20 protein-coding genes and 1 tRNA gene are annotated in these 20713 nt (G+C 62.5%); 9 read left to right on the forward strand and 12 right to left on the reverse strand.

From position 1 onward, the window contains the following. The first annotated feature begins 175 nt into the window (after window positions 1–175). The 4 genes from QY049_RS25755 (at window position 176) to QY049_RS25770 (ending at window position 1987) form a co-directional block, all read left to right on the forward strand. Window positions 176–463: a hypothetical protein gene (locus QY049_RS25755; RefSeq protein WP_301270090.1), complete on the forward strand. Its 288-nt coding sequence runs from the start codon at window positions 176–178 to the stop codon at window positions 461–463. 117 nt (window positions 464–580) lie between these two features. Next, complete coding sequence (locus tag QY049_RS25760; protein ID WP_301270091.1) at window positions 581–1024, forward strand: hypothetical protein; 444 nt, start codon at window positions 581–583, stop codon at window positions 1022–1024. A gap of 188 nt (window positions 1025–1212) precedes the next feature. After that, entirely contained in the window at window positions 1213–1833 is a 621-nt protein-coding gene (locus tag QY049_RS25765) for a hypothetical protein (protein ID WP_301270092.1), read from the forward strand. Beyond that, on the forward strand, window positions 1757–1987 hold the full coding sequence (locus tag QY049_RS25770; RefSeq protein WP_301270097.1) for an HGGxSTG domain-containing protein: 231 nt from the start codon (window positions 1757–1759) through the stop codon (window positions 1985–1987). Before QY049_RS25765 ends, QY049_RS25770 begins: the two co-directional genes overlap by 77 nt. Window positions 1988–2058: 71 nt before the next feature. Here QY049_RS25770 and QY049_RS25775 read toward each other — a convergent pair whose 3' ends face one another. The 3 genes from QY049_RS25775 to QY049_RS25785 all read right to left on the reverse strand — a co-directional run bounded on the left by QY049_RS25775 (window position 2059) and on the right by QY049_RS25785 (window position 4127). Then, on the reverse strand, window positions 2059–2796 hold the full coding sequence (locus tag QY049_RS25775; RefSeq protein WP_301270093.1) for a DUF2569 family protein: 738 nt from the start codon (window positions 2794–2796) through the stop codon (window positions 2059–2061). Window positions 2797–2881: 85 nt separating this feature from the next. Beyond that, window positions 2882–3892, reverse strand: coding sequence for an ATP-dependent Clp protease proteolytic subunit (locus tag QY049_RS25780; RefSeq protein ID WP_301270094.1), 1011 nt, complete (start codon window positions 3890–3892; stop codon window positions 2882–2884). Between the two features lie 145 nt (window positions 3893–4037). Next, a tRNA-Ser gene (locus tag QY049_RS25785) sits at window positions 4038–4127 on the reverse strand. A 196-nt stretch (window positions 4128–4323) separates the two neighbouring features. Here QY049_RS25785 and QY049_RS25790 point away from each other — a divergent pair. Next, window positions 4324–4665, forward strand: coding sequence for a hypothetical protein (locus QY049_RS25790; protein WP_258764660.1), 342 nt, complete (start codon window positions 4324–4326; stop codon window positions 4663–4665). A gap of 41 nt (window positions 4666–4706) precedes the next feature. Here QY049_RS25790 and QY049_RS25795 read toward each other — a convergent pair whose 3' ends face one another. From QY049_RS25795 to QY049_RS25805, 3 genes are all read right to left on the reverse strand, one after another. Further along, entirely contained in the window at window positions 4707–6170 is a 1464-nt protein-coding gene (locus QY049_RS25795) for a trehalose-6-phosphate synthase (RefSeq protein ID WP_258764659.1), read from the reverse strand. Window positions 6171–6397: 227 nt separating this feature from the next. Further along, a complete protein-coding gene (gene otsB, locus QY049_RS25800; protein ID WP_258764656.1) occupies window positions 6398–7219 on the reverse strand; it encodes a trehalose-phosphatase in 822 nt (273 codons plus the stop codon). Window positions 7220–7222: 3 nt separating this feature from the next. Continuing rightward, on the reverse strand, window positions 7223–8710 hold the full coding sequence (locus QY049_RS25805; RefSeq protein ID WP_194482563.1) for an MFS transporter: 1488 nt from the start codon (window positions 8708–8710) through the stop codon (window positions 7223–7225). 130 nt (window positions 8711–8840) lie between these two features. Between QY049_RS25805 and QY049_RS25810 the strand changes: the two genes are divergently transcribed. After that, a complete protein-coding gene (locus QY049_RS25810; RefSeq protein WP_258764655.1) occupies window positions 8841–9212 on the forward strand; it encodes a DUF3175 domain-containing protein in 372 nt (123 codons plus the stop codon). A gap of 3 nt (window positions 9213–9215) precedes the next feature. Here the strand turns inward: QY049_RS25810 and QY049_RS25815 are convergent, their stop codons facing one another. Then, window positions 9216–11255 (reverse strand): methyl-accepting chemotaxis protein, encoded by a 2040-nt coding sequence (locus QY049_RS25815; protein WP_258764654.1) that lies wholly within the window; start codon window positions 11253–11255, stop codon window positions 9216–9218. Between the two features lie 250 nt (window positions 11256–11505). On the opposite strand from QY049_RS25815, the gene QY049_RS25820 reads away from it, so the two are divergent. Both QY049_RS25820 and QY049_RS25825 read left to right on the forward strand, forming a co-directional pair. Next, on the forward strand, window positions 11506–12675 hold the full coding sequence (locus QY049_RS25820) for an FIST N-terminal domain-containing protein (RefSeq protein ID WP_194479062.1): 1170 nt from the start codon (window positions 11506–11508) through the stop codon (window positions 12673–12675). After that, entirely contained in the window at window positions 12672–14030 is a 1359-nt protein-coding gene (locus QY049_RS25825) for a hybrid sensor histidine kinase/response regulator (protein ID WP_194479061.1), read from the forward strand. Before QY049_RS25820 ends, QY049_RS25825 begins: the two co-directional genes overlap by 4 nt. A 145-nt stretch (window positions 14031–14175) precedes the next feature. Here the strand turns inward: QY049_RS25825 and QY049_RS25830 are convergent, their stop codons facing one another. The 5 genes from QY049_RS25830 to QY049_RS25850 all read right to left on the reverse strand — a co-directional run bounded on the left by QY049_RS25830 (window position 14176) and on the right by QY049_RS25850 (window position 19638). Next, on the reverse strand, window positions 14176–14868 hold the full coding sequence (locus tag QY049_RS25830) for a response regulator transcription factor (protein ID WP_258764653.1): 693 nt from the start codon (window positions 14866–14868) through the stop codon (window positions 14176–14178). Window positions 14869–14998: 130 nt separating this feature from the next. Continuing rightward, the gene (locus QY049_RS25835) at window positions 14999–15685 is read right to left on the reverse strand and encodes a response regulator transcription factor (protein WP_194479059.1); all 687 of its coding nucleotides are present in this window, start codon (window positions 15683–15685) and stop codon (window positions 14999–15001) included. A gap of 123 nt (window positions 15686–15808) precedes the next feature. Continuing rightward, a complete protein-coding gene (locus QY049_RS25840; RefSeq protein ID WP_258764652.1) occupies window positions 15809–16996 on the reverse strand; it encodes a transporter substrate-binding domain-containing protein in 1188 nt (395 codons plus the stop codon). A 137-nt stretch (window positions 16997–17133) separates the two neighbouring features. Next, on the reverse strand, window positions 17134–18849 hold the full coding sequence (locus tag QY049_RS25845; RefSeq protein WP_258764651.1) for a PQQ-dependent methanol/ethanol family dehydrogenase: 1716 nt from the start codon (window positions 18847–18849) through the stop codon (window positions 17134–17136). Window positions 18850–19188: 339 nt separating this feature from the next. After that, window positions 19189–19638, reverse strand: a complete 450-nt coding sequence (locus QY049_RS25850; protein WP_194479057.1) for a carbon monoxide dehydrogenase subunit G — start codon at window positions 19636–19638, stop codon at window positions 19189–19191. 562 nt (window positions 19639–20200) lie between these two features. Between QY049_RS25850 and QY049_RS25855 the strand changes: the two genes are divergently transcribed. Further along, complete coding sequence (locus tag QY049_RS25855; protein WP_258764650.1) at window positions 20201–20686, forward strand: (2Fe-2S)-binding protein; 486 nt, start codon at window positions 20201–20203, stop codon at window positions 20684–20686. Window positions 20687–20713: the final 27 nt, after the last annotated feature.

A 20713-nucleotide genomic window follows, 5' to 3' on the forward strand; every position in this document is an offset into this window, starting at 1 on the left:
TAGCACGCATTCACCGACAACTCCACTTCCCAGACCTGTTTGATTGGGCCGCCAGCCGAGCAATTCCTGCTCATGACTATCGCGTCCGGTGGGTGGCAAAACGGTGCAGGGTTTCCCTCGCCACCGCCCAAACCATAGTTGCAAACGCGGGCTTCTCTGACTGGGAGGGCCGCCGATGATTCTGATCGTAAAGGCCCAGATCGGCGAAGCCGGGCAAGTCGTCACGCTACGCGGACGCGACGCATGGGCGTTGCTAGAACTGAAGGCTGCCAACGACAACGGTTGCACTCCGATCGATCATCCTGGTCCGCGCTGGAGCGGGTACGTTCACAAGCTCCGCAAGGCCGGCATCATCATCGAGACCATACGGGAGAGCCACGGTGGGCCATTCGCCGGCGAGCACGCGCGCTATGTCCTGCGGAGCTTGATTACCATCCTTGAAACCAAGGGCGGCAAATCATGATGGCGATTCCTGGCCCACAAATCGTCGCTGGCGGGGATTCGGCCCCGCCCGCACTTCAGGCCCGCCCAACATCGCGAACAATCACGAACAGGGTTCCGGCCGTTCTAAGGGGGTGCCGTGCCGAAGCCCCGTAGACGGAACAAGCGGCTCGATGCTCCTCATGTGCGCATGTATCGGTGGATGTTGGATTCGCCGGCCTATCTGTCCCTCACCTGTCCTGCCCGCGCCGTCCTGATCGAAATTGCCAGAGGTCACGACGGCACGAACAATGGCAGGCTTGGGCTTTCGATCCGGCGGGCTTCGGAACGGTGCAACATCGCACGCGGCACAGCTCAGCGCGCCTTTGTCGAATTGCAGGAGCGTGGCTTTATCGACTGCATGACAAAGGGAGCGTTCAGCCGAAAGGCGCTGCACGCCACGGAGTGGCGACTGACCTGGTGGGGTTGCGATGTCACCGGAGAGCTGTCGAGCAAGAGGTTCATGAGTTGGGGCCGGGAAAAACAAAAGCCGGTGTCAAAATCTCCCGTCGCGGTACCAAATCAGATCCACCGCGCCGCATGAAAATCACCAATATCGGCCTCACGGTGCCCTCGATTGGTACCGTGGGGGTTCAGAAGTCAGCTGTCGCGGTATCAATCCGAGGCACACATATAGTTTACCATAGGGGGAAGGCGGTTCGCGAAGCGCGCCCCCAAGGTGCGCTGTAGCGAGCGAACCGCCGGTCTCACGGTCTCAGAAATGGACATCGAATGACGAAAGCGAAAACTGCCCTGAAGGAAAGTAAGGCGCCGCCGGCGAGAACGCATAAGCTGGACAGCTCCGATCCAAAGCTGACGTATATCGGGGGATCCAAATTCGATGCCTGGAACGGCACCGTCGCCAATCAAGCGCTGTCCTCTGCTTGGTACGGGAACAGTCCGGATGCAGATCGAACCCATAAGCTGCAATCGGCTTCTCTCAGCTTTCTCGCCGGCCTCGAGCCAAAGGACGAACTGGAGGGTATGTTGGCAGCGCAGTTGCTGGCTTCACATAATGCGGCGATGGAATGCTATCGGCGGGCGATGATTTCGGAACAGACGTTTGAAGGCCGGAAAGAAAATCTAAATCAAGCAAACAAGCTTTCACGAACGCACACCACGTTGCTGGAGGCACTGAATCGCCACCGCGGCAAGGGGCAACAGAAAGTCACGGTCGAGCACGTACACGTTCACAGCGGCGGGCAAGCTATTGTTGGCAACGTCGCGGGGGGTGGGGTGCTAACCAAATCGGAGGATCAACCCCATGCTCTTGGATATGCGCCGGGCGAAACGTTGCGGGGCGAGAAGTCGGAACGGGAAGCCATGCCAGTCGCCAGCGATGGCAAACGGTAGGTGCAGGATGCACGGGGGGCCCTCACCGGGAGCGCCGAAAGGCAATCAGAACGCATTCAAGCACGGCCGTTTTACCAGGGATGCGATTTTGCGACGGCGGGAGATTTCGGCACTGGTCCGTAGTGCCCGCGCCCTAGAAACAAACAGGCTCTAAGCGAATAGCGGATCGGTGATCCGCCTTTTTGGCATTGTCTGACAACCAATCTCTTATGCAGCGCATTGCCGTCATTGGGTAAATGTGTTCGCCACACGGCGGGATTTCCGGATGTACGGAATCCAAATTGCCGCGCCGATCATGACGGCAACCAGTTGGCTACCGTCTTTCGAATCAAAGCTTAGGAAATCGGCGAACGGCCTGCCGGTGGCGACCGCAATCGTGAATGCCGCCCATAGCAATGAAACGATCGGTGTACAAATCGCAGCGACGAATTGAAAAATAAAGTAGCGCGGAAAATTGCGCGACCGCCGAAAATACAACAGCGTCGTGTACGCAAAGAGCCAAATAAGCGCTCCGTTCATCGCGGCTTCCCCCCACATGGTGGTGGGGAACTTCGTGAAAAGCTGGCCATCGATTTTGCTATAGTATTCGCCGATGGTGACTAGAAAGCGCAGGCTACCGGTAACCTGCCCGAATCCGATGAGCGCCAGCCACCCGCCGAGACCTGTGAGCTCCGGCTTTACGTCTTTGAAATGGGCGGCGTCCTCCGCGTCGACAACCGGCTCGCGCACGCGCGGAGCCGATGTGGAGGGTATAGGGGGCGGCCCGGGGTTCAGGGACGGCGGCCGAAAAACCTGCTGCGCGACTTCGCGGACATCTTCAATCGGCTTCCAATCATCAAAGCCATAGCGCCATAGCTTGATACGGCGAGGATCGGAAATTCGTACGAGCAGCGGGATCAGTTGGTCCATCGGTAGCGGTCCGCGGGACTCCTCTCCTTCCGCGTAGTACCATAGGTCTGTCATAGAGAGGTGCCCCTAAGCCCTGCCGTTTTGTTGCGGCGACACGAGTTGGGAAGCAGCATTATCGGGAAAGCCACGGCGCTGACTGCTATTCGTCCGCAATTTTGTACCAGTTTCCGCTGGAATCCTTCATATCGCGATGCGCAGTCCCTTCATCCCAATCGTAACAAGTTCGAATATCGGCGGAATCATTAAACGAGCAGATTTCCCTCCGGATAATCTTGTCTTTCATATCCTTGGTAACTTTCACCATACTCAGCTTGCCGTCACTCGCGACGACCGAAACGGCATCGTAGCATGTCTTAAATTCTGGCTGGCAGCCGCGGGTGTAATACGGCTTACCATTGTTTTGATCCGCTGACCGCTTGATGACTTTATCCAGGAACTCAGCCCACGAAGTCTGCGCTGCACTTTTGGTCTGCGGCTGCAACTGTGTTGGCTCGCCCGGTTGCGTCTGCTTCGGCATAATTGAAGAGTCAGCTGTCGCCGTCGGCGAAATAGGGGTTTGAGATGGTTTCCCAACCATGGTCGTCCCCATTGACTGCAAATCCTGAGGGGTAAGCCAGACCATTTCGCTGGGAGGCGTTACAACCATTCGGCCGATAATTGCGGCTGGCACACCCAGGTCCTTCGCAGCCCGCGCCATGGACACAGTAGCCGCACCTGATGCTACCGTTTCTTCGCCTTGCTTGTCCGACGCACCATGCACTCCAACCTGAGCATTGTAGTTCGCGAATTTCGTCGAGCCGGCTGCGTAAACAAGGAAACATGCCGAAGCACAGGTTGCATTTGCTGCAACATTGGTTGCGACCTTTGCAAAACGCACTGCGTCCGCAAGTTTAAGGCCCTCTAGCAGATTCCCGCCCGGGGAATTCAACCGCACGCCGGAGACGAGCTTCCCCGCATCGTTCGCGCTTTTTATCGCAGCCTTGAGGGTGTCGGCATCGCCTTCGATGATTTCACCCGTTAAGAAAATTATGGTCTTGCCATCCTTAGCCGCGACACTCTTGAAGGTCGCCCCCAAAAGTTTGGACGGTATGGCCGATGACAAAACGATCGTTAAAGCAATACTGCCTACGCGAAGAATTCTATTCTTCATACCCAGCCCCCGCCGTGCAGAGACACTATTTTCGATCGCAGATTGAGTCCATCCAGTCTTTAGCCCAATTTGGGGATCGATTTGGGGGCTAGCGGCAACATCATATAAAATATTGCATTTAAATCAAAGGATTAGACGAAACGCATGGCGGAGAGAGTGGGATTCGAACCCACGGTACGGTTTCCCGCACACACGCTTTCCAAGCGTGCGCCTTAAGCCACTCGGCCATCTCTCCGGAGCGCCCTCTCTTGAAGGGGCGACGGGGATTTTGCAAGGGATCGCGGGTAAATCGGATGAATTTTCCGCAACATATTGTATTTACTGGAGAATATATCACCGTGCGAACCCATCCGGAACCCGACTTAGACTGAACCGGTCGCGGGTTTGGCGCGACGATTCACCTGACGACGCCAAACATGAGCGGGGACGCCATGACCATCCGCAAGACCCTCGCTGCCCTTAGCCTGATTTCTGCCATTGGCGCCGGCTTTACCGCCCCGGCTCAGGCCCAGGCCTGCACGCGTCAAGGTGTCGATGTGACCTGCGACGACGGGCGGCGCGGGATCCTTTCAGGTGACGCCATCCTCTGGCCGGACGGAACCCGTTCCAGCTCGACGCCGCATCAGAGCGTGATCGTCGGCAACAAGAGTTCGGTGCATGTCGGGCCCGGCGTGTTCGTCGGCCAGGGCAAGGGTGTTGTGCCGATGGATGATCCGAACGCGCCGAACAAGCGGCAATGCGCAATCCTGGATGGCGTGTCGTATTGCTATTGAGAGCTCGCCTCTCCCGTCGAGGACCGGGAGAGGCAAAGAGGCTAGATCAACCGCACACCTGAGATCGCGGATTTCAGCCAGCGCAGCGCCTGCGGCGGCTGGGCAGCGAGCGGCGCCGCTCCGACTTTCTCGGTGCGGCATTTCTCCAGCTCGGCGACGAAATCCGACGACCATTGCTGGATGGTGTGGCCGCGCAATGTCTTCATCATCGCCTCCCACCGCATCTTGCGCTCGGTGAGCGGCATCGCGGCAGCGACAGCGATCGCTCGTGCCATGCCGTCGATGTCGTGCGGATTGACCAGCAGCGCGGTATCGAGTTCGTTGGCGGCACCGGCGAATTTCGAGAGCACGAGCACGCCGGGATCACCAGGGTTTTGCGCGGCGACATATTCCTTGGCGACCAGATTCATGCCGTCATGCAGCGGCGTCACCACGCCGACCTGCGCAGTGCGATAGAGGCCCGCGAGCACGGCCTGGCTGAATCCCTTGTTGAGATAGCGGATCGGCGTCCAGTCGACCTCGCCATGGCGGCCGTTGACGTCGGTGACGAGACGCGCGACCTCGTTCTGGAGGTTGCCATAAGCCTCGATGCCACCGCGCGAGGGATTGGCGATCTGGAGCAGCGAGATGCTGCGCGCGAGCTGCGGTTGGTCGGTCCAAAGCCGATCGAACGCGCTGATGCGATTGACGAGACCCTTGGAATAATCGAGCCGGTCGACGCCGATCGCGAGCCGCTCGCCGTTGAGGCTGCGGCGCAGTCGCGATACGTCGGGATGCGACGCCGACTTCGCGGCATAGGCTGCAAACTTCTCCGCGTCGATGCCGATCGGAAACACCTCGCAGCGCGTACGACCGTGCTGCGAGAGCACGACGCCGTCGTCGATGATGAGGCCAAGCTCCCCGCTGGCATAGGCGATAAAATTTTGGCGATCCTCCTCGGTCTGGAAACCGAGCAGATCGTAAGCCAGCATCGCCGTGATCAGCTCACGATGATTGGGCACGCCCTGCATCACGGCTGCCACCGGCCAAGGCGTATGCAGGAAGAAGCCGATGGGATCATCAACGCCGAGGTCGCGCAGCTCCGCACCGAGCGCCAGGAAATGGTAATCCTGCACCCAGAAGGCCGTCTGTGGTTTGCGGAAACGCATCAAGGCGCGCGCCATGAAGGCGTTGACCTCGCGATAGCTGACGTAGTCGTCGCGCGAGACGCGAATCAGATCGCTGCGCGAATGCAGCGCTGGCCAGAGCGCAGAATTGGCAAATCCTTCATAATAGCCGCCATAATGCGCCGACGGCAGATCCAGCGTCGCAATGGCGCCCGAGCCAAGTGCCTCTATTTCCGCGAACGGTTCCTTCTGATGGCCATCACGCACACGGCCGGAGGACCCCACCCAGATGGCACCCGAATACTCAACAACGGGAAGCAATGCCGCTGCCAAGCCGCCCGTCATGGGTTCGTTAGGTTTGCCGCGCGCAACTCGATTTGAAACGACGACTAAGTTCACAGGTCGTCCCCTCCTGTTCATTCCACCCCGTTTAACTGCCGTTCATCAATATGGTTCCTGTCATCATTTCCACGAAATGAAACCAAAGTCGGGCGAGCGCGTTGGAACCAGTTTCCTTGCAGGGAACCCGGCGATTTCATTTGGTGAAAGATCGAATTCGCCACGGCATGAGCTGCGCCTGACACGGCACTGCGCGCGCCACAATGTGGCTCCCGCGTGACGTTGCCTTATTCCAACCTTGTGTCGTCGAGCAGGCGCGCAAGGAACGCACGAACATCGTTTGGCGCATCGAAGTGACCGTTGACGCCGATGGCGCGCCGGCCGACCGAGAAAGAGAGACCGTTCATGTCGGGCATGATCGCAAATACGGTCTCATCGGTGACGTCGTCGCCAATGAAGATAGGGCGGCGCCCTCTAAACGGCTCATGCTTCATCAGCTCGCGCACGCCAGTCGCCTTGGTGAACCCGGAATGCTTGATCTCGCAAACGAACTTGCCGGGCAATACCTCGATCGGTGCATTGGGCAGATCTGCGCGGATCAGCGAGACGGCTTCATAGATCGCCTTTTCCGCATGTGGCGCGAGGCGATAATGCAGCGCCAGCGAATAGCCCTTGTCCTCGAGCAGGATGCCGGGGCTGAGCTTTGCGATCGCGGCCAGTCGACGCTTCAGCTCCTTGTCCATCGGTGGCGCGTGCACGTCGTCGGCCTCGTTGTCCACCGTCAGGCGCATCTCCGCGCCGTGACCGGCGACGGCGCGAAACACATCGGGCGCAAATATCAGGTCGATGTCGTTGAGCGAACGGCCGCTGACCATGGCCAGCGCACCCGAGGTACGCTCCGTCAGCCGGTTCAGCGTCTCCGACAGGCCCGGCGGCACCCAGACCTCACGCGGCGTCGGCATCAGGTCGAGCAGCGTGCCGTCGATGTCGAGCAGGATCGCGGTCTCGTCGAGATGCGGGACGAGTGCGTGCGGCACCGGCACCGCGTCGGGCGCTTCTTCGTCGGACATGGCGCGTGTCTGGTCCAGTTCAGCGAGTTGCGATGTCATAGTCTACTCCATTGAAGCGAGCGGCCGCGCGATTTGTTCGAGCGATTTGCGCTCCGCGGAGACGGCGTAGCGCCACGCCACGATCGCGGCCGCTATCATCAGAAACGCCCCCAGCAAATAACCGGCGAACACACTGTTGCGCGACCCCGTATCGATCAGCGCCCCGAACAGTGCGGGACCCGCGACGCCGCCGATGCCGGTGCCTACCGCATAGAACACCGCGATCGCGAGCGCCCGAACCTCCAAGGGAAAGGTTTCGCTCACCGTGAGATAGGCTGCGCTGGCCGCGGGCGAGGCAAAGAAGAAGATCACCATCCAGGCAATGGTCTGCCCCTGTGCGCTCAGCGCGCCGATCGAGAACAGATAGCCCGAGAACGCCAACAGCAGGCCCGAGACACCATAGGTGAACATGATCATGGCGCGGCGCCCGAGCGTGTCGAACAGACGTCCGAGCAGCAGCGGCCCGAGGAAATTGCCGGCAGCGAACGGCAGCAGGTACCAGCCGACGTGATCGGCGCTGATGCCGTAGAAGTCGGTCAGCACCAGCGCGAAGGTGAAGAAGATCGCGTTGTAGAAGAAGGCCTGCGCGACCATCAGCACAAGCCCGACCAGCGCGCGCTGACGATAGGTGCCGAACAGCGTTTGCACGACTTCGCCGATCGGGGTGTGATCACGCATCTTCAGCCGCATCTTGGGAAAGCGTCTCTCGTCCGCATCCTGATCTCGTCCGATCACCGAGCGCTCGATGTCGTCGACGATGGCGTGGGCCTGGTCGGGGCGACCATGGATCATCAGCCAGCGCGGGCTTTCCGGGATCCACATCCGCATCAGCAGCACGACGAGGCCGATGATTGCGCCGATGAGATAAGCGAGCCGCCAGCCGAGGTCAGGGCCGATCGCCGCGGGATCAAGCAGCACGATGGCCGCGACTGCACCCATTGCCGCGCCGATCCAGAAGCTCCCATTGATGACGAGATCCGTCCAGCCGCGATAGCGTGCAGGCACCAGTTCCTGGATGGTCGAGTTGATCGCGGTATATTCGCCGCCGATGCCGGCGCCAGTCAGAAAGCGGAACAGCGCGTAGCTCGCGACATCCCAGGACAACGCGGTCGCGGCCGTCGCGGAGAGATAAAGCGCGAGCGTGATGAAGAACAGTTTCTTGCGGCCGATGCGGTCGGTCAGCCAGCCGAAGCCGAGCGCACCGAGCACCGCGCCGGCGAGATAGGCGGAGTTGGCGATACCGAGATCGAGATTGGAGAAGTGCAGTGTCGGGCTTTGCTTCAGCGCGCCCGAGAGCGCGCCGGCGAGCGTCACTTCGAGACCGTCGAGAATCCAGGTGATGCCGAGCGCCAGCACGACGCGGGTGTGAAAGCCGCTCCACGGCAGCGAATCGAGCCGCGCGGGAATGCTGGTCTCGACGATGCGATCGGTCCCGGCGGCTGCCGAGACTGCAGGTCCATCGTTCAGCGCGGGGCTCTGCTGCAATTTCATCGCGTTGCTGGAGTCGTGGGGACGCGGCATTCCGCCTGCCACCTGCGACAACGCTTGCGGCAGAGGCCGGTTCCCTTGGGAACGGCCGCGAATACCGGCCGTTTCTGCTGGAGCCGCAAGGAGTTGACGCATGGCTCATGTCAGAAAGACGACACATTCGCGCAAACCAGCAACACGCAAGAAGTCCGGCGCTCGGCGATCGTCCGCGCGCAAGAGTACCAGGCGCGTGGCGCCAAAGCGCTGGTCGCAGCGCGTGACCAAGCAAAGCGACGCGCTCGACCTCAAGCGCGGCGTGTTCACACTCTCGAGCCCGAGGAAGATCGCCGCATCGCTGAAGCGCTCGGCCGAGCACAGCGCGCGCCGCAAGACCGGCGCTTATCGCTCCGCGCTTTCGATGCTGACGTTCTATATCAACCGCGCCGGCACGCCCCTGCCGAAGATGCAGCGGGCAAGACTGGAGAAGGCCAAGGTGGAGCTGAAGCGGGCGTTTGGGAGGGAGTGATCCCTACGCCGCCCGGATGTTGCCCATGAAGCGGTCGAGTTCAGCGCGCAGGCGCGTGCTTTCGGACGACAGCGTCTTGGCCGAGTTCAGCACCTCTTCCGAGGCCGAGCCGGTTTCGGCAGCCCCGCGGTTGACCTGGCCGATATCGGTCGCGGCGGCCTGGGTGCCCTGCGCGACGTTCTGAACGCTGCGGGCAATCTCCTGGGTCGCGGCGCCCTGCTCTTCCACCGCGCTGGCGATGGAAGTCGAGATCGATGAGATCTTGCCGATGGTGGCGCCGATCTCCTTGATCGCGGCGACCGACTCGGCAGTGGCGCCCTGCATGCCCGCGATGTGCGAGGAAATCTCGTCGGTGGCCCTCGCCGTCTGGCTGGCCAGCGACTTCACTTCGCTCGCAACCACCGCGAAGCCGCGGCCAGCGTCACCGGCGCGTGCCGCCTCGATGGTGGCGTTGAGCGCCAACAGGTTGGTCTGCTCGGCAATCGCGGTGATTAGCTTGACCACCTCGCCGATTTGCTGGGCGGCGTGAGAGAGCTTGCCGATGCGGCCGTCTGTTTCCTTGGCCTGCACGACGGCGGCTTCGGCAATACGGCTGGAGTCGCGAACCTGACGGCCGATCTCCTCGACCGAGGCCGACAGCTCTTCCGTCGCGGTCGCGACCGACTGCATGTTGCTGGAAGCCTGCTCGGACACGCCGGCGACCTGGCTCGACAGCGTCTGCGTGGTCTCGGCGGTACGGGTCAAGGTGGACGCAGACGACTCGAGTTGCACGGCGGAGGCCGAAACGTTGGAGACGATCGCTCCGACGGCGGTCTCGAAATCATCGGCAAAGCGGATCAGCTCGGAGCGGCGAGCCGCTGCCTGTTCCTTGTTCTGGACTTCGCTGGCGGCGGCGTCGCGCTCGGCCTTGGCGACCGCCTGAACCTTGAACTCCTCGACCGCGCCGGCCATCTCGCCGATCTCGTCCTTGCGCCCCAGGCCCGGCAGCACGACGTCGAAATTGCCCGAGGCGAGCTCCCGCATCGCCTTGCACATCGCGATCATCGGCCGCGAAATGCCGGTGCCGAGCAGGAAAGCGAGAATCACGCCGAGCAGCGTGCCGCCGACGGCGAGCATCAGCACCAGGTGCTCGGTCTTCCCGATGGTCGCTTCCGATTCCGAATCCAGCCGCTGCTGTTCGGCGACCAGATCCGCCTTCATGGCGGTGGCGCCGCGAAGAATCGCGCCCGCCGAGCCGCTCATCTCGGTGACGAGCTCATCGACCAGCTTGGCGTTGGCGATCAGCTTCTGCAGCGCTTCGCGATAGGCGACGAGGATCGCCTTGGCGTCCTTCAGGCCGGCCACGATATTGTCGTCCATGGAATAGACCGCACCGAGCGAATTCTCGACGAATTTCAGCCGCGCCAGTGCACTGTTTGCGATCGACTGGTCGGACGTCAGCACGAAATTGGTCGCCGCGGCGCTTGCGGTCTGGAACTGGGCATTGACCTGCTTGGTGCCGAATTCGATGGCCTGGGCCTCCGAATCGGAGGCGTTGTTGCCGATGTCATCGAGCTTGTATTTCAGCAGGTTGGCCTGGCGCGAGAGCTGGTTCTGCACCAGCAGCGCGCTGTCACGCTTGGCCTGGAGGACCTTGGCGAAGGTCGCCGAGAAATTGGCAAACTCCTTGGCGAGCTTGTCGAGGCTGTCCTGCCGCGCCGGCGTCTTGGCGCTCTTGACGGCCAGGTCGATGGCGTTCTTCAGGCTGGCTTCGGCGTCCAGCGCCGCCTTGGCGTCGTCTTCCTTGCCGGTGACGACGAAATATTTGACGGCCGAGCGGTAGCCGAGCAGCTCGCGGTCGATGTTGCGGGCGAGATCGGCCTCCGAGACGCTGCTGCGATAGGAGCCGACGCCGGATGAGACCCGCTCGAAGCCGAAATACGCGAACGCCATGCTGCCGGCCGAGATCACCAGCACCGCGGCAAAGCCGAGGATGATCTTGGCGCGGAACCGGAGGGTCGGAAAGATGCTGCGCTTAGACGGCGACGCGGTACGCCCGGACATTCCCAACCCCCATATGCTCTTCCAGCCGCAATCGAGAGGCGCCCCGCCCCCGGACCCGGATGCGCAAAACTAGGGCAGAATCGATAAAGGGCGGTAAATTCGGCACCCCCGGCAAGGCTGATCTGTTCGGCCCGACAGATGCTGGCCGAGGCCGGTCTCCGAGTTGCGGCAGGACCGAAAAAACCATACAGTCTGGATACTTGTCAGGCACTTGGCGCAAGACCAAGGTGAGCCTCGAGGGAGAAACGGAGTGGGGCAAGCCGACTTTCGGATGAGCGACGCATCCGGCGTTGCCGTCGCGAAATCGAAGGCTGCGACCGTCGATGGAGCTGTAGCCGAGCTTGCGGCGCAGCTGCCTTCGGACGACCTCGCCCTGATCCTGGTCTTCCTCTCACCTCACTACGACCCCCACCATTTCATTGCCGAGATCACCCGGCAATTCGACACGACCCCTGTCTGCGGCTGCACCACCGCGGGCGAGCTCGCGCCCGACGGCTGGGACGAAAACAGCGTCGTGGCGCTGGCATTCAGCCGCGCTGACTTTTCCGCAGTGGTCCGGCCGATCCTCAATCTCGACAGCTTCCGGGTCGAGGACGGGCGGCGGATCGGCGGCGAGCTGCGCCACGAGCTGTTGCGCGTGACGCCAGAGGTGGACCGGGGCAATTCGTTCGGCCTGGTCTTGATCGACGGGCTCTGCCGCCGGGAAGAAGCGGTGATGTCCGCCATCTACGCCTCGCTCGACGACATCCCGGTCGTCGGAGGGTCGGCAGGCGACGGGTTGCGCTTTGAAAAGACCTGGGTGTTCTTCGAAGGCAACGCCTATACGAATGCCGCCCTCCTGATCCTTCTGAACACGTCGCTGCCCTTCAGGGTCTTCAAGTGCGACAATTTCGAGCCGATGCCCCAGAAGATGGTGGTGACCGAAGCCGACATCGAGAGCCGCACGGTGAAGGAGCTGAACGCGGAGCCCGCCGCCGAGGAATATTCGCGGATGGTCGGGATCATGGAGGACGCCAAGCTCGACCCTTTTTCTTTTGCGTCCCACCCGGTGCTGGTTCGCGTCGGCGGCTCCTACTACGCGCGGTCGATCCAGCGCGTCGAGCCCGACGGCTCACTGCATTTCTTCTGCGCCATCGACGAGGGCATGGTGCTCACCGCCGCGACCTCGCGAAGTCTCGTCGGCTCGACGCAGGACGTCTTCGCGCAAACGCAGGATCAGATCGGCGAGGTGTCTCTCTATATCGGCTTCGAGTGCCTGCTGCGCCGGCTGGATGCCGAGCAGCACCAGCTCGCCCGTGACATGTCCGAGCTCTATCGGCAGAACCGGGTGGTCGGTTTTCACACCTACGGCGAACAGTTCGGCTCGATGCATGTGAACCAGACGTTCACGGGCGTCGCGATCGGCAGGCGGCAGGCGTGAGCGAGACGTGGCAGGATCCTGCGACGGTCGAGCAGCTGCGGCGCGAGGCCGCGAAGCTGAAGAAGATCAATGCCGCGTTGATGTCCCGCGTCGAGCGCTCGATGGACCAGCAGTTCAACGCCTTCTCGCTGTTCGAGACGGCCATCGCGCTGGACCACCAGGTTCGCGACCGCACGTATCAGCTGCGTGAGGCACTGCATTCGGTCGAACGCGCCAACGAGGGCCTGTATCGGGCCAAGCAGCAGGCGGAGGCGGCGAGCTCGCTGAAATCCTCGGTGTTGATCTCGGTCACCCACGATCTGCTGCAGCCGCTGAACGCCGCGCGCCTGACATTGTCGGCACTGACGGAGATGATGGAATCGCAGGAGGCCGGCCTGCTGATCGATCAGGTCGACCGCTCGCTGCTGACGCTGGAAGACCTGCTGCGCTCCTTGCTGGAGATCGCCAAGCTCGATGCCGGCGCACTCAAGCCCGACGTGCGTCCCCTGGCGCTGGCGCCCCTGTTCGAGCAGCTCCGCAATGAATTCGAGCCCATCGCTGCCCGGCAGCGCCTCGCTTTGCAGATCTGCACGACGGACCTGACGGTGTCCTCGGATGCGATGATGCTCAGGCGGATTTTGCAGAACCTGATCGCGAATGCGATCCGCTATACGCGCGCTGGCCGCGTCACCATGACCTGCGGGCATCGCCTGGACCGGGTCTACGTCGAGGTGTCGGATACCGGGCCGGGAATTCCACAGGCCCAGCAGGAGGCGATCTTCCGCGAATTCCAGCGCGGCGATGCCAGCGCAACCGACCAGGCGGGCTTCGGGCTCGGCCTGTCCATCGTTCGCCGTTTCGCGACCGTGCTCGGGCACGAGGTGCGCCTGTCGTCGCAGATCGGCCAGGGATCGACCTTCACCCTCGAGATGGAGCCGGCCGATCGCGCCGACGTCGGCGACGAGGCCCAGGCCGTCAAGCTCGCGGAACGGCAATATGGCGGGCTCGAAGGCGCCAAGATCCTTCTGATCGAAAACGATCCGTCGGGCTCCGAGGCGATGGCTGCCCTGCTCGAAGGCTGGGGCTGCGATGTCGCCACCACGCGGTCGGGCGCGGACGCACTGCTGCGCCTCAGCGAACTCGGCGGCGCGCCGGACGCCGTCATCGCCGATCTCCACCTCGACCACGGCGAGAGCGGCCTGTCCGCGATCGGCGAGATCAGGCGCAAGCTGGACATGGAGGTGCCCGCCATGATCATCACCGCCGACTATTCCGAAAAGGCCGCCAAAGAGGCGAGCCTGTGCGGGCTCGAAGTGCTGAAGAAGCCGATCAAGCCGGCCGAGATGCGCGCGCTGCTCTCGTTCCTTTTGAGCTAGCTGCACGGCGGCACGCACAAACACCGCAAAACAACCCCATGCACAGTAGCGGTATCATAATAATATCATGCAACGATCTGATTCATCGTAGAAACCATCCGCGGGATTGCATGCGCCTGATGAGGCGCGGCACGAAAACATCGCGTCACGGCTGATCCGGCTGGGCCCGCTCGCGCCGCGCCGAATTGCCCTCTGCGGCCAGCGTCGAAAAATCGATCCGGGACATTTCGACGATCGCCTTGGTGCGACTCAAGACGTTCAGCTTGCGCAGAATGTCCGAGACGTGAACCTTCACCGTCGTCTCCGAGATCTTCAGCTCGTAGGCGATCTGCTTGTTCTGGAGGCCGCGCCTGAGCATTTCGAGCACGCGCAATTGCTGCGGCGTCAGATCGTGCAGGCGCTTGATGAGATCCTGCGCGGGGCCGCCGGCACGCTGCGGACGCGTCGCACGATAGGCGACGGGAACACAGACCGCGCCGCGCAGCACTTCGCCGATCGACTGCGCAAGATCCTGCTTGGACGAGGATTTCAGGATGTAGCCGGCGACGCCGAGCGACAATGCAGCGGAAATGATCTGCGCGTCCTGATGCGCGGAGACGATCACCACGGGAATCCTGGGAAACGTCTTGCGAATGCGGATGACGCCCGAAAGACCCGTGGTGCCCGGCATCGACAGGTCAAGCAGAATGAGGTCGAACTCCGAGGTCATCGCGACCTGCTCGAGCGCTCCGTCGATCGAAACCGCCTGGAGAATCTCGGCCGCAGGCTCGACCATCCGAAGCGCGCCTTCGAGCGCCTCGCGAAACAGCGGATGGTCTTCGACGATCAGAAACCGCATCGCGCGTGAGCCATCCTGAATGTCTGTCCAGAGCCTGGACGTCGCCGGGATCGACGGTGGATTGCCGGACCATCATAATGTCCCAGCCAGCTCACGCCGGCTTGATCCAGCTCAAGAACCACACCGCCCATCACGACGACCTCCCGCGATCGGGGCGCGCATTGGGCCGATTGCGCGGATCGGGCAGATCCATCTTGCCGATCTCGATGACCGCCTTGTTGCGGCTGAACAGACCGAGCTTGCGCAGGATCTCGGTGATGTGCGCCTTCACCGTCGATTCCGCGAGCTGAAGCTCCTGGGCGATCTGCCGGTTCGGGTGGCCGCGACGCAGCAGGTCGAGCACGCGAAGCTGCTGCGGCGTCAGCTCGCGCAGCTTGACCTCGATCGCCTTGCTGGCGTCGGCGCGGCGCCGCTGCGGCGCCCCCACGAAATCCTTCGGGACCGACACCGATCCGCTCAGCACGCCCTCGATCGATTGCGCCAGCTCACGCTTCGACGTCGACTTGGGCAGATAGCCGGCGGCCCCCAGCGCCAGCGCCTCGCCGACCACACGCTGGTCTTCCTCACTGGACACGATGGCCACGGGCAGGCGCGGATAGGCCTCGCGCAGCCGCAGAAAGCCGGAGAAGCCCGTGGCATCCGGCAGCGACAGGTCCAGCAATGCGAGGTCAATTCCCTGCTCGGCCGAGAGGGTCCGCATGGCATCCTCGATCGACATCGCCTCGAGGATCCGCGCCTCGGGCAGCGCCAGCCGCACGGCATTGCCGAGCGCCTCGCGAAAAAGCGGATGATCATCGATGATCAGGAAGCTGGCCATGGCACCTTCCAGGAAATCCACCGCACGGGCGGCAGCAGCGCACTCACCCCGCGTCGGTCTGGCGTCGGGAGGATGGTGACTGGACGCTAGCACATCTGCGCACTCCCGTAAGGTCAAGGCGTTTCAGTCGTTCGATTCCGTCTGGACCGTCTGCAGGAAGGAATAGATGCTGTCGAACTGCTCGTCGGTGAAGACCTCCTGCCAGGCCGGCATGCCCTTGGACGGCCGGCCTTCATGCACTGTCTTCCAGAACACATCGCGGGTGTCGTCGCCGTAGCGGTGATGCAAGAGCCGAAGGTCTATCTTCCGCTCGCTCTGGATGGCGTCGGGCCCGTGGCAATGGGCGCAGGTGCCGTTGAAGATCTCCTTGCCCGCGCCGACGGCCGCGGCGCTTGGCGCGGCCGCGTCACCCTTGGCCTCGGTCGCCACCACATTGGCGACCTCGCTCACACCGGCGTGGGTTCCCGCCCCCGTCGTCGTTCCCGCCGGCACTGCTCGCGCCGCGCCGAAGCGCACCGGTTGTCCGGTTGGCAAGCCATACTTCACCGCGAGCTCGCCGATCGTCTTCTGAAGCTGCGGCAAGACGGCATCGACGCGATCGCGGAGCTCGGTGGATGTCTTCGCAAAGCCGATTGCGGCATCCCATGACAGGCCTTCGCCCTCGGTGAGCTGTATCTGATAGCGATCGTCGTAGCTGGTCTTGTTCAGCCAGCCGGCAACGGGTCCCCAGATGAAGGCGACGTCGACCTTGCCTTGATCGAGGGCCTGCATGCCCTCTTCCGGCGACAGCACGGTCACCTTCTGGATGTCGTCACGGCTCGCGAGCAGGTTTTGTGGCGTGCTGGCGAACTGAACCGCGACCCGCTTGCCCTTGAGCCCATCGACGCCGCCGATCGCCTGTCCCTTCGCCGCCACCAGGGCATAGCCCTCCTTGGCGAAGGCGTTGGAGAAGATCACAGCCGGCCCCATGAAATCCTCGGAGCGCGGCAATCCGATCATGGCGTCGCATTGCTTGCCGAGCAGCGTGACGCGGACGGTGCGCTTGCCGAAATAGGACTTGTACCAGTCATAGGCGATCGGCCGGCCGAGCGCGTGCGCCAGCGCCTGCCCGATCTCGACATAGAAGCCCGGCTGCGACGGACTATCGCTCGAGAACGGCAGATTGGTCGGATCGGCACAGAGCCGGAAAGGCTGGGCCTCGTCTGCGTGCAACGGCGAGGCCGGAACGACCAAAGCCGCGGCGACGCATGCGAGCAGGCCTGAGATGGCGCGATTTCGGTTCGTGCCAATGCCGGAATGATTCGGACGCACCCTCGTCTCCCATAGCTTCGTTGGGCCGGAACCTTGTTGAACCAGGGGTTGCGGCACCGGGCATCCGCCGATGCCGCAACCATTGTCCTGAAAAAGCGCGCGCGTATCCCGTCACCTGGAGGATACGCGCGCGAGGGTCACTGGACGGAGAACACGAAGAGGGAACCGCCCTCGGGAGCAGCGGCCGTCATCTTCTTGCCTACCTCGCCCAGGAACGCGGGCAACGCAGCCGTGCGACCGACGACGACGGCGACATATTGCTTGCCGTCGACCTGGTAGGTCACAGGTCCCGCGCCGATCCCGGAGCCGAGATTCTTGCTCCACAGCACCTTGCCGTTCTTCGCATCGATGGCGCGGAAGTCGCCATGAAGGTTGCCGGCAAACACCAGGCCACCGCCGGTGGTCAGCGTGCCGCCATTGAACGGCAGGTCCTCCTTGATCGACCAGACCTTCTTCTGCGCGACCGGATCCCAGGCCATCAGCTCGCCGAGGAAGCCGCCCGGACCTTCCTTGGTCGGAAATTCGGCGCCGAGATAGAACACGCCGCGCTTGTACGACACGTCAGAGACGGACCAGTCCATGCAGACATTGTTGCTGGGGATATAGACGAGGCCGGTCTGCGGATTGAACGACATCGGCTGCCAGTTCTTGCCGCCGATCAGGTTCGGGCAGATGTCCTTGGCCGGATGGTTCGGTCCCGGACGCTTGTCCGGATCCTCCTCCGCGCGCATGGTGTTGACGTCCCACTTCTTGGCCCAGTTGGAGAAGACGTACTTCTCGGCCGAGAGAACCTTGCCGGTCTCGCGATTGGCGACGAAGAAGTAGCCGTTGCGATCCGCCTTCATCAGCGCCGGGACGGTGCTGCCGCCGATCTTCAGGTCGGCGAGCACGGCTTCGTTGACGCCGTCATAGTCCCAGGCATCGGCCGGCGTGGTCTGGATGTGCCACTTGATCTTGCCGGTGTTGGGATCGAGCGCGAGCGTCGAAGCCGTGTAGAGATTGGTCAGCTTGCCGAAATTGCTGTCGCCGGTCGAACGCACCGCGGTGTTCCACGGGCCGGGATTGCTGGTGCCCCAATACACCGTGTCGCTCTTCGGATCGTAGGAGCCGACCAGCCAGGCCGCGCCGCCGCCGTGCTGGGCGGTGTCGCCCTTCCAGCTGTCGCCGCCGGGCTCGTCCGGCGAGGGAACGGTGAAGGTCTGCCAGAGCTGCTTGCCGGTATTGATATCGAAGGCCTGCAGCGAGCCGCGCACGCCGTACTCGCCGCCACCGAAGCCGGTGATGACCTTGTCGCGCACCACGAGCGGCGGCGAGGTGATGACCGAGCCCTGCTTGTAGTCGACCACTTTCGTCGTCCACAGCACCTTGCCGGTCGCGGCATCCAGCGCCGTCAGCTTGCCGTCGAGGCGACCGACGAAGATCTTGCCGTCGGCATAGGAGACGCCGCGGTTGTTCACGTCGCAGCAGGCGAATTGCAGCACGTCATCGGGAATATCTGGCTCGAAGGTCCATTTGCGCGCGCCGGTGGCTGCATCGAGAGCGTAGACGTATTTCGGCCCCCACGAGCTGGAGACGTAGAGCGTGTTGCCGACGACGATCGGCGAGGATTCGTTCGAGCGCAGCGAGGCGAGCGAGAACGAATAGGCGAGCGTCAGCTTGCCGGCGTTCTCGGTGTTGATCTGCTTGAGCGGACTGAAGCGCGTGTTGCCGTAGTCGTGACCGGCGACGGCCCACTGGTTGGAATCGGCTTGCGCCTTGATCAGGGAGTCGTTGGCGCGAGCGCCTGGCGTAGCGGCGGCCAGCATCGCAATCATCGAAATGCCAGCCAATAAGCCCTTGGTTCCAAAGGTCATGTATTCCCTCCGATGTTGTTGTGTGCACCGCGTTGGGCGCTCGAGCGCGGCGCGCTCGCGATGCGCAGTTTGTCTGCGAACCATCGTCGGGAATTACAACATCGCCACTGCGCGCTTAGTATGGGCGGAAGGTAGTAGTGCAAATCATTGGCGACTTTGGCCGCGCATCTCGTTGTCGAAGCTTGCGTCTTGCCCTTATTTTACAGCTCGAAACGGACTATCGGATTTTGGGAAGTCCCAGGACTCGACCGTCGTCCCGGACAAGCGGAGCGAAGCGACGTGCAGATCCGGGACGACGACTGAGACGAGCTACCGCGCGCGTCGGCAATGGGTTCGAAATCACGCGGTCGGCGCTACCACGGCCGCGAAGCTTTCGAAGAAATTCGCCGCGAGCTTGCGCGACGTCGAATCGATCAGCCGCGAGCCGAGTTGCGCGAGCTTGCCACCGATCTGCGCCTCGGCCTCGTAGTGCAGGATGGTCATTTCGGGCGATTCTTCCTCGAGCCTGACCTTCGCACCGCCCTTGGCAAAGCCTGCGACGCCGCCGGCGCCTTCGCCGATGATGCGATAACCGTTGGGCGCATCGATATCGGTCAGCGTCACCTTGCCGCTGAACGTCGCCTTCACCGGGCCGACCTTCAGCACCACGGTCGCAACCATCTCCGTCGGCGATGACATCTCGAGCGATTGGCAGCCCGGAATGCAGCGCCGGAGAATGTCGGGATCGTTGAGCGCAGCCCACACTTTGGCCTTCGACGCCGGGATACGTTGACTGTCGTTCATCTGCATCGCGTCCACCCTTTCACTTTTGCTTGTGAGGCTCGACTAGGGTGGCGTAGCGCAGCGATCAATCGCCAGGAAGTACTAGGTCTGCTTGTCCTGGCGTCTCGTTCACGCGAGAAACGTCGTTGCTGGCCGCAACCAAGGCGCGCGCCCGCGCAACTTGCCGGCCCGAGTTCGCTGCATCGCCGCGCGTGAAATCAATGACTTAGCTCGCCACCCCCTACTACCAAGATCGCGATTACAAAGGCACGGGTGCGTGCTCCTATTCGCGCAACGAACGAGGCATTTGAGGGGAGAAACGGGCGCGCGACCGGGCCGAGGTCTCGGACACGACCAGGCAATCGCCTTACGCGGTGGCCATCGCGCATGCGCGATTACAGCGCAGCGGAAAGTCCTTGCATGGTCGCGTCATGCGCCGGCGGCGCCACGGAAAGTCGTGACCGAATCGCACATCTGCGACGGCCGCCACGGTGACCTTTCCATGACACGCGATCATCAAAATCTCAGTTGCAAAGTTCCGTTCGCGCTGTCTCTAATTGGATAACGACAAACATCGGGAGGTACACACGTGTCTACAGTCAAACTGACGGTGAACGGCAAGGCCGTTGCTGTCGACGTCGAGGACCGCACGCTGCTGGTTCACGTCCTGCGCGATCACCTCAACCTCACCGGAACCCATGTCGGCTGCGACACCAGCCAGTGCGGCGCCTGCGTCGTGCACTTGGACGGCAGGGCGGTGAAGTCCTGCACCATGCTGGCCGGCCAGGCCGACGGCGCCAGCGTCACCACCATCGAAGGCATCGCCAAGGGCGACGAGCTGCACCCGATGCAGGCCGCCTTCCGCGACAATCACGGCCTGCAGTGCGGCTATTGCACGCCGGGCATGATCATGTCGGCGATCGACATCGTGCACCGTCACGGTGGCCAGCTCGACGAAGCCACGGTCCGTCACGAGCTCGAGGGCAATATCTGCCGCTGCACCGGTTACCACAACATCGTCAAAGCCGTGCTGGACGCAGCCGGACGCATGAAGGTCTCGCAGGCGGCCGAGTAGGCGGCGCGCCTCGATAGAACAACCACC

The organism is Bradyrhizobium sp. WYCCWR 13022 (assembly GCF_030435535.1).
Classification (GTDB): Bacteria; Pseudomonadota; Alphaproteobacteria; order Rhizobiales; family Xanthobacteraceae; genus Bradyrhizobium.